Below are 14,321 nucleotides of genomic sequence, written 5' to 3'. Positions count from 1 at the left end.
TTACTGTTCCCTTGTCTGGAACAACTTTATGATACAGTACGCCGAAAGTAGAATGACCAGACCGAGAGAAAGACCCATGGTCAGGATTCCTTCCCAACTCAATTCCGTTACCGGAAAGGAAAGGGTGGGCGCATTTCCTCCGTTACGGTACGGAAAGAAATTGTACGCGATCACTAGGATTAGACAGAATCCGACCAAGACTCCGGGTAAAACGTATTTTTCTCCGTTTCGTTTTTGGATGACCGCTTCTTCTTTTCCTTTCAAGCTGATATGTACCAGAAAATAGAAAAAGGCGAATACGCAAAGAATCGTCAAAAACACGAATCGGGAAACAAGGGCTTGTAATCTCGCTTCCTCGGGAGGCGTTCCCGGAGCCGCGTGCGCCACCATCCAATCCACGCTCATCTTGTTGATATAGGATTCCAGGTTTTGGTACAAAAAGACCCCGAAGACTAGGAGCAGAAACGTAGGGGTCACATATTTGATGATCCACCAAAAGGAATGGGGAAGTTTGATATGGGAACCTCTGTATCCTTCTTCCAAACCATGCTTCGCTCCTATGATCCAGCCGAAGATCAGGATTTGTATCGTAGCCAGGATGTAGATCAATACGGTTCCGATCCAGAAGTCCGCTTGGTCAAGAGCGTTAAAATCCTTATTGAAATATAGAATAGGAAAGGAAAGGGAAAAGCTAAGTAAGAAAAGGAGAAAACTGGAGGTGCGTCGACGCAGATGAAAGGACTCTTCCAGAAATACGGTCCAAGGTTGGAGCATGGTCACCGAAGAGGTCAAGGCCGCCAAGAAAAGAACGAAGAACCAAAGCGCTCCGAAGAATTGTCCGCCAGGCATGAGAGCAAAGACGGAGGGCAGGGCGATAAAACCCATTCCGAACGTACCGAAGGAGGTTACCGTCGCGCCTAAGAAAAGGAAAGCGACCGGAATGGTGATCATTCCGCCGAAGGCGACCTCCACGAATTCGTTTAATGACGCGGCGGAAAGAGAAGAGAGGACCACGTCGTTTTCCTTTTTCAAGTAACTGGAAAAGACGAGAGCGATTCCGAATCCGGCGGAAAGGGTAAAAAAGATCTGCCCTGCCGCGGAGATCCATACCTTGGCTTCTCCTAAGGACTTCCAGTCCGGATTCCACATTTTTCCCAGACCGATCTGTATTCCGTCCAGAGTAAGTACGCGGACGAGAACGATTCCGGAACAGAGTAACATCAAAGGCACTGCGATCTTTGCAAAGACTTCGATTCCTTTCGAAATGCCTCGGAAGACCAAAATGAAATTCATCAAAAAGCAGGCCAGAGTTGCGTAGAAGATTTTTCCGGCGATGGCGGCTCCGTTTTCCTTGGCACCTACTAGATTCCGGAAATGTTCCGTTGCGGTAGTAATGACTTCCGATCGCTCCGATCCTTGGGAGGTCAAGTGGATCTGGCCCGTCAAAAAGTCGAATGCGTACGCCAAACACCAGGCTTCCACAAAAACGTAATAGATATAAATCAATAACGGAATCGTAATCCCGATAGCGCCCACTAAGCGGAGCGGAATCCCGGAAAGATAGGAGCGAAATAGATTCGGTGCGCTATGGCCTTGTTCCCCGCCCATTCTTCCCATGACCCATTCCGTGATACATACCGGAATTCCGACTAGGATAAAGCTGATGATGTAAGGGAGCAAAAACGCCCCGCCTCCGTTTTGGACCGCCTGTCCCGGAAAGCGAAGAAAATTCCCCAAACCGATGGCTCCTGAGGCTACGGTTAAAATCAATCCAGTGCGAGATTTCCAACTCTCCTTAGGAGGTTCATTCGACATTCTTCTTTTCCGCCGGGGTCCCGGTCAGAAATCTGCCAGGAAAGTGAGATGAACCATAATCGCATAAGAGGAAGGAGATTTGTCAAAAGGATTTCCAATCCGGAAACGGAAAAAGAGGGGACATAAAAAGGGAAAAAAGTCTCTGACTAACTGGCAGAAAAATTAGACTTTTTATGAATTTGGGAGGTCTAAATGGTGCTTGAGTCGGAGACCGATTGAGAAGCGATTAGGAAGAAAAAATGAAATTGGATAAGATCACTTTAAAGCTGAACGAGGCGCTTTCGGAAGCGCAGTCTTCCGCGGAACGGTTTCGCCATCCCGAAATCAAAGAGGAACATATCCTCTCGGCAATATTTTCCCAAGGAGACGGATTCGCTCCGCCTTTGTTCTCGCGGTTGGGACTGCCTTTAGAGGAGTTCCGTAGAAGGACGGAAGCCTTTCTGCAAAAACTTCCCAAAGTGGAAGGTGGAACGGAACGGGGCTTTTCCAGAGAGGCGATTTCTTTGCTCCAAAATTCGGACTCTCTCCGCAAAGAGATGAAGGACGATTATTTGAGTACTGATCACGTTCTTCTCTCCTTTTTAAAATCCGGGATTTCACCCCTTCGTCTGGAATTCCAAACGCTTGGATTGGATTACGCAAAATTACTCAAGGTCGTTTTAGACTTAAGGAAAGGACAACCTATCATGGACGATTCACCCGAAAACAAGGCCGATGCTCTGAAAAAGTATGCGAAAAATTTAAATGAGCTGGCAAAGAAAGGCAAGCTGGATCCCGTCATCGGAAGGGACGAGGAGATCCGGCGTACGATTCAGGTTTTGACCCGCAGGACCAAAAACAATCCCGTTCTGATCGGAGAACCGGGAGTGGGAAAGACCGCGATCGTAGAAGGACTGGCCAACAAAATCATCCAAGGCGAGGTTCCGGAGGGAATCAAGAATAAGATTCTCTACGCTCTGGACCTGGGCGCCATGATCGCCGGTGCGAAATACAGAGGAGAGTTCGAAGAGAGGTTGAAGGCAACTTTGGACGAAGTGAAACAGAGCGAAGGGAATATCATTCTTTTCATTGATGAAATTCATACGCTTGTGGGAGCGGGAGCCACCGAAGGAGCGATGGACGCTTCCAATATGTTGAAACCTATGTTGGCCCGAGGAGAACTCCGTTGTATCGGGGCTACCACGCTTAAAGAATACCAAAAGTACATCGAAAAAGACGCCGCGCTGGAAAGGCGCTTCCAACCCGTTTACGTCAAGGAACCTAGTGTGGAGGAAACGGTGACCATCCTAAGAGGGTTGAAGGACAGGTACGAATTGCACCACGGAATTAAGATCTTGGATTCCGCGTTGGTTGCAGCCGCGACGCTTTCCAATCGGTACATCGCGGACCGTTTTTTACCGGATAAGGCGGTGGATCTTATCGACGAGGCAAGTTCCAAAATGCGGATCGAGATGGATTCCATGCCTGAGGAATTGGATCGTCTGAGCAAAAAGATCCAATCCTTGAAGATAGAGCGGGAGGCCCTGAAGAGGGAAACGGATCCCGCCTCGAAGCAGAGGACCCAAAATTTGGTCCAGGAGTTGGCGGAGCAAGAGGAGACCTTCCGAATCTTAAAAGCTCGTTGGGATCTGGAAAAATCCAAGATTTCCAAGATCAAGGAGATCAAGGAACAAATCGACCGTTTCAAACTGTTGGAAGCGGAGGCGGAGCGTAGGGGAGAAATCAACCAGGTCGCAGAAATTCGCTACGGCAAACTGGTGGAATTGTCCAAGCAGATGGAAAAGGCCAACGAAGAACTGAAAAAGATTTCGGGAGACAGTCGCCTACTCAAAGAGGAGGTAGACGAGGAGGACATCGCGAATATCGTTTCGAGATGGACCGGCATCCCCGTTTCCAAAATGCTCCAGGGAGAAAAGGCGAAACTACTTCAGATGGAGGAATTTTTGACCGCAAAGGTGATCGGACAGGACCACGCGATCTCTCTTTTGTCCGAAGCCATACGCAGGTCCCGGGCGGGAATCTCCGACCCTCATCGTCCGATCGGAACCTTTCTATTCTTGGGGCCGACGGGAGTGGGAAAAACGGAGACGGCCAAAGCGCTTTCGGAATTTCTATTCGACGATGCGAATGCGATGTTACGGATCGATATGAGCGAGTACATGGAAGCCCATTCCGTGGCGCGTTTGATCGGGGCTCCGCCGGGTTATATCGGGCACGATGAAGGAGGGCAATTGACGGAAGCCGTCCGCAGAAGACCCTATTCCGTGATCCTCTTCGACGAAGTGGAAAAGGCTCACCCCGAGGTGTTCAACGTATTCCTCCAAATTTTGGACGAAGGTAGGTTGACCGATAGCAAAGGTCGGAGCGTGGATTTCAAGAACACAGTGATCATTCTCACCTCCAATCTGGGTTCCGACGTTTTGTCCTCCTACGAATACAGTGCGGAGGAAAAAGAGAGATTGGTAGACGAAAGGTTGAAACGACATTTCAAACCGGAGTTCCTGAACCGTTTGGATGAAGTGATCCTGTTCAAGTCCGTGGATCAGTCCATGATTTCCAAAATTTCCGAGTTGCAACTGGACCTTATGGCTAAAAAGGCAAAGGAAAGCGGGCTTGTCGTGGAATACACGACGGCACTCAGGAAATACGTGGCCGATGCGGGTTTCGATCCGGAATACGGTGCAAGACCTCTGAAGAGATTGATCCAAAGGGAGGTAGGGAATGCTTTGAGTTCCTACATTCTAAAAGGGGATTTCGAAGCCGGCCAAAAAGTCCGAGCGGATTACAACGGAGGAAAGATAGAAGTGAAGAAAGCTTAAAGTCGGGCCTGAGCTTTCCATTCTAAAATAAAAAACCCCGGTGAAAAGCCGGGGTTACCGTTCGATTTTGTCAAAAGGGGAAGGGACAAAACGTAAATGGGTTTTTCTCTACGGGAGGCAAGCGCCCCCCGTTTGGAAATATCAGAATTCTACTTTATGTAGAAATAGTTCTTCCTTTTTCATTTTTAAGACCTTAGAGGCCATATTTTTGAATTCCTCTGGAGGTTCTAGTAATCCTAATTCCACTTTGGAAAGAAAGGGAGTCGAAACCTTTAATTTCTTTGCCATATCGTATTGTTTGATTCCCAACTCTCTGCGTTTTGCCCAGAGTTTGTTGGTGAGACCTTGGCTGAATTCGGGATAAACGTCTTCGACCGGGTTCTCGTTGAATAATTTCTCAAGTGTGGTTTTCAAATATTTTGCACAGGCTTGTCTGAATTTCTCAGTGGGTGCCTGGCTTCCCGTTTCGATCTTGGAGAGGTAGCTAGGGGAAACTCCCAAAGCCCTTGCCATATCGTATTGTTTGATACCCCGTTTTTTGCGGAGCATGTAGATGTGGTTATTCATCTTTTTCCCCTCTTTATTACCGTTTTATCCGTGTCCTATCTAGGCTCAAGAATAAATTTCCAGTACGTTCCCTTAGAACCTTTAGGATACAATTTTTTTCCAATTTTAAGAAATTCTCAACAAAAAAGGAAGAGCTTGGCACAAACGACCTAGGTATGGCAGGAAATCGATTGATTTTAAAAGTTTCTTTAGAAGGTCCGATTCCTATACGGAAAGAGGTTCGGAATTAAACCCCAAGGGTTAGGAAGAAAGTAAGACGAAATAGCTAAGTAGACTCGGGTCCGATCGAAAGAAGAAATGCAAAATAAAAAACCCCGGCTTCTTTGCCGGGGTTCGGAACGTTTTCGAATCTTTGTAGCAATTTCTATTAGATTCGTCCGGGTTTCAGTTGCTCCGTGGCTACGGTTAATTGGTATTCCGTTTTTAACTTTCCGATGAATTCCTGGGCTAAGCTCTGTTTCTTGGCTTCCAGCAACTCCTGGTGGATCTTTTCCCGAACTTCCGCAAACGGAACGGGAGTCCTTTCCTTTTGGTTATTCGGATTCGGTTTGGAATACGCGAACATCTTACCGGCTTCGTAAGTGCTTCTTACTTCCGCTTCTCCCACTTCGATTTTAGGAGGAAAAACTTTCTTCATGAAAAGCGGAAGCACTAGGAATCTTTTTTGGATCGGAAAGAGTTCTTTGAATTCCTGGGATTCTCGAATCGCGTGGATAGTTTCGGAGCGTTCTCCGATCTTCAAAGGAAGATAGCGAGAAGAGTAGAAATTGATCACTACGGATTTTTCGTCCTTTCCCGCGATCGGATCCGCTCCGCTTGTGGCCGCAAAATCTTTAAAGTTTTCTAATACTTCTTTGTATTTTACCGAAGATCCCGTCTTTTTATCGGAGAGGAGAACGGTTTCGGGTCCGAGAGCAGGGATGCTCGCTTGGGAGATTTGAGCCGGCTCCCAACCGGATTCTTCCATTACTTTGTCTATGCTCTTTTTCCAGCCCTCGGCCAAGAACTTATTTTTGTAATAGTCGGCGTACTGACCGGATATGTCTTCCACCCGGAGTTCCGAATAGAATTTCGCATTTTTCTTATCTTCTTCCGTCAAATTAGGATTCTGTAAATAATCCTTTGCGGCGTCCCTTTGTTTGGCCAATTCCGTTTTGAACAATTTGTCCAAACGAGCTAGGTAGATATTCTCAACTCTTTCCGCGCGCAGAACATAGACTTTTCCCGCGCTCTCTTCTAAGATCCATTTTCCCTTATTTTCGGCGGCCCGGGAAAGAATCGCGGAGAGAGGATCGTTTCCGCAGTCCAGACAGACGGGTTCCAAAACTCCGCCTACCGCTTTTCTCTGGGGTTCTTCGGTATGTTCGGAGACGAACTTAGCCGTCTCCTTCTTGGAGGATAACTTGGAAAGTTGAGCGAGTAGCTCTTCCCCTTTCTGTTTCGGAGTCTTTCCGGATGCGTCGGGAGTCGCTACGAGAAGTACTCGTATGAAAGCCATTCTGACTTTTCCTTCTTTCGCGATTCCGTCCTCGAATTTTTTACGATACAGGGAAAACGCGAATTGGGGTTCGGAATATTTCAGGTACTTTTCCATATCCTGATCGGAAACTAAATGATGATCCTTATTGTAAAGTTCCGCCATTTTGAGGAGACTCAGCTCTTCCAGGATCTTGTTCTGGTTTTCCACCGAGGCGTTGGTCTCATCTATTTTACGGCCTTTTAAACTGTAAAAGTAATGGGTTCTAAGCTCTTTACGTGTGACCGTACCTCCTTTAAAGGAAGCCAGTACGTCGGAATCTAATTTGCAATCCGCAAATAGGATTCCTAAGAGAGAGAGTACGATGATTTTTTTACTCATGTTTCTTTGATTACCTGATTTTTTCGGAAGTTTGATGGGATTAGTATTTATGAACGGTCTTTCGGGCAGGTTGCTGGCGCTTTCCTTGTATTTCAACGGATATTTCGCTGGTCAGACGTTTTTCGTTGTCTTGGTACAGACCCTCTGCGGCTCTTGCTCCGGAGGAAGAGGAAGGAAGGTTCCATCCGCTTGGGATTTCCTTCGTGGAAAGAGAAAGAAGTTCGTCCCTTTGCGAGCTGAGCTTTTTCATCTCGGCTCCGATGGACTCCTTTAGAGACTCAGAGTAGTCCCGGTCGGTTGCGATCCGGTCCTTGATTTTTCCCAATTCGGTCAGATCTCTTTCGATCTCTTCCGTTTTTCTGAGAAGGTGAGCGATTTTAATTTTCATACGAACGCCTGCTTATCCGGACGATTCCTCCCTTTCGGATTCTTTCTCCCTATCCCGTTCTTGCAAGTAGGAAAAAAACAACCCCAGAGAATAGCCCGGAAATTCGGGGCCCGGATGGGATGCGGAAACGGCCAAAAAGGAGAACAGAAAGAGTATTTTTTCGATGAGAGCCTCCTTTCCGTAAAATAGTAAGAGTCCCATCGCGGAACAGATCAAGATCGATTTGCTGAAGGAAGGTTCGGTCGGCAAGGAGGGGTTTATCCCGTACAAATGAATCGCGGAGAGGGAAAGAAGAGCGAGAAGCAAAAGGATCCGTATTTTTTTACCGAATCCCTTTTTTAAGAACAACAAAGCTAGGGCCGGAGATAGGAAGGCGGAAAATTCTTCCCGAGAGTAGGAGAAAATGAGTCCGCAGGCGAGTAGAAGCGCGAGGATGGCCTCAGCGGGTACGGATTTGTAATTTCCGTCGAATCGCAGCGATTCCCTGTAGGAAAGGATTCCGGCTAGGCTGATCGAGATTAGGTCCAGAATATCTTCGGGGGAAGATCCGTCCCAAAGGGAAAGGAGGCAAAGTAGGGTCGGAAATGTCAGAAAAACGGGAGGAAATTTCCGCATGCTTTCGCGGAAATCGAGGGATGTAGCTAGGGTAAGGCCGAGGACTAAGGTCCCGGAAAACGGAAAATCGTACGTTTTGAAAAAGAGAAAGGCGGAAACGAATAACAGAAAAACCATTTGTATCTTTTGGGAAAATTCCGTATCCTGACCAATCGGAGAAACTATGATCCTGAACGAGATATTGATCTCGACGGAAAAGATAGACAACGTTCAGGTTCTGAAGTTGCAAGGTTCTATCAACTCCTTTACGGAGAAAAAGTTTCGAGAAGTTCTTTCCGTTGCCGTTCGCCAAGGACCGGTGATTATGGATTTGGAAGACGTGCATCTGATCTCTTCCAAGGGCGCGCAGGCGCTCAAAGAAGTGTATCAGGTCAGTTTCGGCCATAAGAATAAGCTCGTATTGGTGAATATCTCGAAACCGATTTTGAACGTTTTCAAGATGGCGGGCTTGAACGGTTTTTTCCTGATCGCCGGCGACGAGGAGGCGGCCTTAAAAATGGCCTCCAAACGATAAACTAGGAATTAGAAAATTGGAAATTACTCGACCCGCATCCTTCAATTACTTCCGAAAGGCTTGGCATTTACTCGGGCTTTTGATTCCGGTCTGCTATTATATGGACGTTTTCCAGGGAGCCTTCGGTATGCAGCATGCGACTTGGGTGCTCATCACCGTCATCCTATTCGTCTGTCTGTTATTGCTGGTGGTTCTGGAGTATTCCCGCTTTCACGTTCAGGCGGTCCAAACCCTTTTCGTAAAGGTAGCGGGGCCTTTATTGAAAGAGGAGGAAAAATACAGGATCAACGGGACCTTTCCGTATTTTCTTTCCATTCTGTTCGTAGTACTTTTTTTTCCCCCAGACATAACGATCTTATCCATGTTGTTTCTCGTAATCGGAGATCCGATGGCGGCTTGGGTGGGGGTGCACTTCGGTAAAAACCGCTTCTCGAACGGAAAATCCAAGGAAGGGATCCTCGCTTTTATCCTTTCCACGCTGGTAGTCGGTCTTTGGTTTTTGTATCTGGTCCAAGCCCAACCTAAGATACTCGGAATCTATCATTTCGGTTCCGGTTCCTTCGGAGAGAATCTGATTTTGATTCTTCCCGCCATCGTTTCTGCCGCGGTTACGGAATTGTATAGCGGAACGTATTGGAACGGGTTGATCGACGATAATCTTCTCATACCGGTTGTTTCCGCGCTCGTTTTGGGAATCGTGGCCTATTTGGTTTTAGGCATTCATGCGGATCGGATATTTTTGAATCCTTTGCAGATGATCTATTGATTTTTTCGTTTCCGATCGAGATCGTCGTTCAGGTTATTTCGTTTCGGGCGGAAGCACGTTGTACACGAAATCGATCCTGGTCTTGAGTGTGCCGGAAAAAAGTGCGGAGGACCAGCTGAATTCCAGGTCCGCAGGAAACAAACCGGATTCGTAAGGGTATTGCTTCAGTCGATTTTCCTTTTTTAGTTTTTCCTTAATCATGGATCCGAGATAGTTGAAGGAACCCACCCAATTCTCGCCGATTTCTAAGCCTTCCATTTTGCCCCGTTCTCCCGCGAAATCGTACATGGCAAAATAGGATTCTTTTAGACGCTTCTTTTCCTCCGGTGTGAAGTTCCGATTTGCACGGATCACGAAGCCGGGAGTCTCCCTTGCATGAAAATACAGGTAGTTCGCCAAGTCTTCCCAGGTCTGGGGTCTTTTGTTATTCGGTATTTTCACTTCGTATTTCTTATTTTTTGCGACGGGCTCCTCGCAGTTCCCGTTTCTCGTAAAGTAATCGCAAAGTTCCACGGAACCGATCTGCAGAGCGGACGGTTCGCAACAGTTGAGAACAGCGGCAAAAAGGAAAATAAAAGGGTTAACGTTTTTCGAGGGATAAAACATAGGACTCTCTCAGGTTTGTAAAAAAATACAGAACTTCCGGGGACTTAAAGAAATTCGGAGCCGAGGCTTGGCAAACCCATTTCTGCCCCTGGTAAGTATAAACGATTTCGGCAAAGACTCCGTGAAACAGATAGACCCTATGGAGATCCTCTTCTACGGAAGCTAACACTAGATTATAAGGGGTAAGATACCCCGGAAAAATACGGAAGGATTGGTCGGATTTCCGAAGTCTGTCCTGGGTTTTGGAACATTCCTTTTGGAGACTCGGAAGTTCTTCTCTCGAAATCCTACGTTTGAACGAAAGGATACGAGTGTGGCGTCCCAAAGGAGAGTCCAAAAAGTTCGCGAACTCGTGACTCCACTTCGGGAGTGCTTGGGATTCGTAGAGAGTCTGGGAAAAGATCTCTTCCGCCTTTTCTTTCAGTTTATAATAGCATTCCTCGTCTTCGAAAGAAACCACTAGGAAAAAAGAAGCGGGGAGGGGTTTGCGCTGCTTGACGGTCTGTCTTTGTTTCACTCGGGATGGACTGCTCTGTTCGACAATCGATTTCTTAGGATTGTCCGGAATTCAGGCTATAATTTGGAATCGAAATAATCCAGCAGAATTTTCGTGACCCAATGGCCGTCGGGAACCTCCGGACTGGAATCGGCGACGAACCCAACGTGCCCTCCCTTTTTGGTCAGTAGGACCTTGAGATGGGGGAGTTTTTCCCAAGGCACGGAATCCCATTCGAAGAGAGGAACGACCGGATCGTCCTCCGCGTGTACTAGAATTCCGGGATGTCGGATGGAGGATATGTAATCTTTACAGGAATTTATCTTATAATAATCTAATGCACTTCTGTAGCCGAACGTGGGAGCCGTGATCAAATCGTCGAAATCGAAGAAGGATCTCACGTTCGCTAGATTCACTCCGATTTCCGGAGTCAATTGTACGACCCCTTCCTTGATCTTGCGACGGAAGCTATTCAGAAAATGTTCCCGATAAAATCTTCCCCTGGCGGAATCGATAAAAGCGCAGTTTTTGGCCAGATCGAAGGGAGGAGAAACAGCGGAGAAGCCTCTCGCCTGGCGATCCGTTCTTTCTCCGAAAAATTTTAAAATCAGGTTGGCGGAGAGGGAAAAGCCGGATACGAACACCTTACTGCAGACGGATTCTCGGACGTAATCCAACACGTCTTCCAGGTCCTCCGATTGGCCGGCGTAATACGAATGCTTTGCGAAGCCTCTTCCTCTTCCGCAATTTCTGAGATTCACTCGGATGCTTCCGTATCCCCTGTTTAACGCTCCCTGGGCCAGGGAAACCAGGTAAGGGCTTTCGGAATCTCCTTCCATTCCATGGAGCATGACTATATAAGACCCGTTCCACTTGGGTCCCTTTTTTCCGTAGGTGGAAACGGGCGGATTGTGTTCCAGCCAAAGTATGTCTCGGGAATCGTCACGAACCGTAAGAAGGATATCCTCGCAGAAATATTCGGTTCGTAGTCGATTTGCAGGCGGAAAAAAGGTATTATAGATGGTCTGAGCGTGTTTGCCGGAGACGAAACGCTTGGGTCGAAACGGAGGATGATCCATAAAGAAAGCCTTATATTCCGTTTTCTTGAAAGAATTCTTTCCAGTCTTCCGATTGGACCTTGCTCAGAAGATTCTTTCTTTCCAGATATTTGCGGAAGCGCTTGAGAAAATCCTTAGCCTTCTTTTGAATCTGAGAGTCGTCAGGGTGCATGTCGGGGAGGTAAAAATGGAAGAACTCGTCTAGTTCAAAGGAACCTAGGTTGCTCAGGGTCATTTTTTCCCGACTATCGCCTTCCTCCTCGGCGAATAAGAGTTCGCAGAATTCCAGGAGTAGGGAACAGAATGCCTTGTCTCCATCCGAGGCTCTCCCTTGGGGATTTTCCAGAAAGCCTTTTAGGGCGTCTTCGATCCGGGGAGCCTCCGACAAAGATAGCTTCCTTACGAATTCGATTTAGGGAATTCTATTTTAGTGGCGAGGGTGTCCACGATACCGTATTGAATCGCCTCGTCCGCATCCATATAATAATCCCTGTCCGTATCCTCCTCCAGCTTGGAGACGGGGTGACCGCAGGCATCCGCCAGGATTTGGTTCAGCCTTGCCCTGGTTTTCAAGATTTCTTCTGCCTGGATTTTCAGATCGGAAGCGGGAGCTACGATCTGGCCTCCGATGGAGGGTTGGTGGATCATCACTTTTCCGTTGGGCCAGATGGAGCGTTTGCCTTTGACTCCTGCGGCGAGTAGAACGGATCCCATGGATGCCGCCAATCCCATACAAACGGTGTGTACGGGAGAACTGATCATTTTGATCGTATCATAAATCGTAAGTCCGGAAGTCACGACTCCTCCGGGGCTGTTAATATAAAACGTAATATCTTTTCCGGGGTCCGCCATTTCTAGAAAGAGGAGTTTGCCTACGATATCCTTCGCGGATTCGTCCGTTACAGGTCCCCAAAGAAATATTTTTCTATGGTCGATCAGCTTCCTGGAAATTTTGCTTCCGGTAAGTTCTTCGAAAACTTCAGTAATTTTCTCGGTCTCAGACATTCGGGCTCCCTTAAGCGCTTCGTTGTTCCAGTTTCTTCTTACGCAATTTTCTGAAAACACCAATACATACGAACGCGACAAAGGACACGTAAAAAAAGCGGATCAATTGGATGGGAGGGACGGGCAGATCCTTTCCTGCACGGAGGGCGATCAAACGGGAGGCCAGAACCGGTCGGTTTTCCGACCTAGGTTCTGCTTCCTTGAATTTGATAATATGGGCGTTTTCGGATAAAAGATAATATCTTCTGGCTTCTCTTTCCAAGGCGACCTTGTCGTCCCGTAACAGTTTTTGCCTTTCTTCCAATTGGCGGTTTTCGTATTCCAACCTTTCCACATCCAGGTGCAGTTCGGAGAGGTTGGTTTCGAGGGTAGACCTCACGACCAGGCCGGATTCTCCCAGGATCGTAAAATAGAAGAGTCCTGAGAGAAAAACCAATCCTAGGAAAAGCCTGTTCGCGAGTTTCGAGCCCATGGGGTTATAGATTATAAAAGGTCTCCCTTCCTTTGTATACCGCAGAATTTCCGAGTTCCTCTTCTATCCTGAGGAGTTCGTTGTATTTTGCGATCCGATCCGTCCGGGACAAGGATCCCGTTTTGATCTGGCCTGCGTTCGTTCCGACCGCGATATGCGAAATCGTTACGTCTTCGGTTTCTCCGGATCTATGACTGATCACGTTCGTGTACTTCGCCTTTTTGGCCATGTCGATGGAGGCCAGAGTTTCGGATAAGGACCCGATTTGGTTCACCTTAATCAGGATCGAATTCCCGACTCCGGAAGAAATTCCCTTGGAAAGTTTCTCGATGTTCGTGACGAATAGATCGTCTCCGACCAACTGTACTTTTTTCCCCAGCTTTTGGCTCAGGATCTTCCAGCCTTCCCAATCGTTTTCGTCCAATCCGTCCTCAATAGTAATGATCGGATACTTAGCGGCGAGATTTGAATAGTATTCCACCAATTCCGCGCCGGTAAATTCCTTATTTCCTTCTCCGCCCAGCACGTATTTTTTCTTGGATTTATCGTAAAATTCGGAAGAGGCGGCGTCTAGACCCAAAAGTATGTCCTTTTCGGGTTTGTATCCGGCTTTTTCGACGGCTTCTAGAATGACTTCCAGGCCTTCCACATTGCTGGCTAGGTCCGGAGCGAATCCGCCTTCGTCTCCGACGGCAGTGTTCAGTTTTTTGGATTTGAGTACGGATTTCAAGCTATGGAATATTTCCGCTCCGACCCGGAGAGCTTCCCGAAAGCTGGATACTCCCACGGGGAGAATCATGAATTCTTGAAAATCCACGTTGTTGTCGGCGTGAGCACCTCCGTTCAGGATATTCATCATGGGTACGGGGAGTTCTCTGGCGAAGTTTCCTCCGATGTATCTGTACAATGGGAGCCGGGTATGGGAGGCGGCGGCTTTGGCGACAGCCAAGGAGGTACCTAAAATGGCGTTGGCCCCTAATTTGGATTTATTCTTGGTTCCGTCCTTGTCCAACATGAGCGCATCGATCCTATTTTGGTCGAGAGCGTCTTCCCCTAACAATAATTCTTTGATTTTCAAATTCACATGATCTACGGCTTTGAGAACTCCTTTGCCGCCGTATCTGGATTTGTCTCCGTCCCTTAGTTCCACCGCTTCGTATTCGCCCGTTGAGGCACCAGAGGGAACGGCGGCTCTGCCGAAAGACCCGTCTTCTAATTTTACATCCACTTCTACCGTCGGATTTCCGCGAGAGTCCATGATTTCTCGAGCTGTAATTCCGGAGATTTTGGAAGATTTGAGCATGATAGTTCCTGTAATTCTTTCCCGAAGGATTTTTTCTGA

At 47.5% G+C, this 14,321-nt stretch carries 15 protein-coding genes; 3 read left to right on the top strand and 12 right to left on the bottom strand.

Features of this window, described 5'->3' with window-relative positions:
* Nucleotides 1-1,815 carry a sodium-dependent transporter gene (locus EHO61_RS07055; protein WP_135812924.1) on the bottom strand — a complete coding sequence of 605 codons (1,815 nt, stop codon included), beginning with the start codon at nucleotides 1,813-1,815 and terminating at the stop codon, nucleotides 1-3.
* A 239-nt stretch (nucleotides 1,816-2,054) separates the two neighbouring features.
* Between EHO61_RS07055 and clpB the strand changes: the two genes are divergently transcribed.
* On the top strand, nucleotides 2,055-4,634 hold the full coding sequence (gene clpB, locus EHO61_RS07050; protein ID WP_135812923.1) for an ATP-dependent chaperone ClpB: 2,580 nt from the start codon (nucleotides 2,055-2,057) through the stop codon (nucleotides 4,632-4,634).
* Nucleotides 4,635-4,775: 141 nt separating this feature from the next.
* Here the strand turns inward: clpB and EHO61_RS07045 are convergent, their stop codons facing one another.
* The 4 genes from EHO61_RS07045 to EHO61_RS07030 all read right to left on the bottom strand — a co-directional run bounded on the left by EHO61_RS07045 (nucleotide 4,776) and on the right by EHO61_RS07030 (nucleotide 8,179).
* The gene (locus EHO61_RS07045) at nucleotides 4,776-5,183 is read right to left on the bottom strand and encodes a helix-turn-helix domain-containing protein (protein WP_135766508.1); all 408 of its coding nucleotides are present in this window, start codon (nucleotides 5,181-5,183) and stop codon (nucleotides 4,776-4,778) included.
* Nucleotides 5,184-5,568: 385 nt separating this feature from the next.
* Nucleotides 5,569-7,059 carry an LIC12015 family putative lipoprotein gene (locus EHO61_RS07040; protein WP_135812922.1) on the bottom strand — a complete coding sequence of 497 codons (1,491 nt, stop codon included), beginning with the start codon at nucleotides 7,057-7,059 and terminating at the stop codon, nucleotides 5,569-5,571.
* A 40-nt stretch (nucleotides 7,060-7,099) separates the two neighbouring features.
* Nucleotides 7,100-7,447 carry a hypothetical protein gene (locus tag EHO61_RS07035; protein WP_135812921.1) on the bottom strand — a complete coding sequence of 116 codons (348 nt, stop codon included), beginning with the start codon at nucleotides 7,445-7,447 and terminating at the stop codon, nucleotides 7,100-7,102.
* A gap of 12 nt (nucleotides 7,448-7,459) precedes the next feature.
* Nucleotides 7,460-8,179 (bottom strand): hypothetical protein, encoded by a 720-nt coding sequence (locus EHO61_RS07030; protein ID WP_246032045.1) that lies wholly within the window; start codon nucleotides 8,177-8,179, stop codon nucleotides 7,460-7,462.
* A gap of 46 nt (nucleotides 8,180-8,225) precedes the next feature.
* Here EHO61_RS07030 and EHO61_RS07025 point away from each other — a divergent pair, with 46 nt between their 5' ends.
* Nucleotides 8,226-8,576: an STAS domain-containing protein gene (locus tag EHO61_RS07025; RefSeq protein WP_135812920.1), complete on the top strand. Its 351-nt coding sequence runs from the start codon at nucleotides 8,226-8,228 to the stop codon at nucleotides 8,574-8,576.
* 22 nt (nucleotides 8,577-8,598) lie between these two features.
* The gene (locus EHO61_RS07020) at nucleotides 8,599-9,342 is read left to right on the top strand and encodes a diacylglycerol/polyprenol kinase family protein (RefSeq protein WP_425460340.1); all 744 of its coding nucleotides are present in this window, start codon (nucleotides 8,599-8,601) and stop codon (nucleotides 9,340-9,342) included.
* Nucleotides 9,343-9,375: 33 nt separating this feature from the next.
* Here the strand turns inward: EHO61_RS07020 and lcpA are convergent, their stop codons facing one another.
* From lcpA to eno, 7 genes are read right to left on the bottom strand one after another with little or no spacing between them, the layout of a single operon-like run.
* Nucleotides 9,376-9,948, bottom strand: a complete 573-nt coding sequence (gene lcpA, locus EHO61_RS07015; protein WP_135812918.1) for a complement regulator-acquiring protein LcpA — start codon at nucleotides 9,946-9,948, stop codon at nucleotides 9,376-9,378.
* Nucleotides 9,923-10,465: a DUF4416 family protein gene (locus tag EHO61_RS07010; protein ID WP_135812917.1), complete on the bottom strand. Its 543-nt coding sequence runs from the start codon at nucleotides 10,463-10,465 to the stop codon at nucleotides 9,923-9,925. Before EHO61_RS07010 ends, lcpA begins: the two co-directional genes overlap by 26 nt.
* A 56-nt stretch (nucleotides 10,466-10,521) precedes the next feature.
* Complete coding sequence (locus EHO61_RS07005; RefSeq protein WP_135812916.1) at nucleotides 10,522-11,523, bottom strand: YheT family hydrolase; 1,002 nt, start codon at nucleotides 11,521-11,523, stop codon at nucleotides 10,522-10,524.
* A 10-nt stretch (nucleotides 11,524-11,533) separates the two neighbouring features.
* Nucleotides 11,534-11,890 carry a hypothetical protein gene (locus EHO61_RS07000; RefSeq protein ID WP_135812915.1) on the bottom strand — a complete coding sequence of 119 codons (357 nt, stop codon included), beginning with the start codon at nucleotides 11,888-11,890 and terminating at the stop codon, nucleotides 11,534-11,536.
* A gap of 11 nt (nucleotides 11,891-11,901) precedes the next feature.
* Nucleotides 11,902-12,507: a ClpP family protease gene (locus EHO61_RS06995; protein WP_135766278.1), complete on the bottom strand. Its 606-nt coding sequence runs from the start codon at nucleotides 12,505-12,507 to the stop codon at nucleotides 11,902-11,904.
* Between the two features lie 10 nt (nucleotides 12,508-12,517).
* Complete coding sequence (locus tag EHO61_RS06990) at nucleotides 12,518-12,979, bottom strand: FtsB family cell division protein (protein ID WP_167884825.1); 462 nt, start codon at nucleotides 12,977-12,979, stop codon at nucleotides 12,518-12,520.
* Nucleotides 12,980-12,983: 4 nt separating this feature from the next.
* On the bottom strand, nucleotides 12,984-14,282 hold the full coding sequence (eno, locus tag EHO61_RS06985) for a phosphopyruvate hydratase (protein WP_135812914.1): 1,299 nt from the start codon (nucleotides 14,280-14,282) through the stop codon (nucleotides 12,984-12,986).
* Between the last annotated feature and the right edge of the window lie 39 nt (nucleotides 14,283-14,321).

This window comes from Leptospira fluminis (assembly GCF_004771275.1).
Classification (GTDB): Bacteria; Spirochaetota; Leptospiria; order Leptospirales; family Leptospiraceae; genus Leptospira_B; species Leptospira_B fluminis.
Note: the sequence above shows the minus strand (reverse complement) of the source record. Positions and strands in the feature narration are given on the sequence as shown.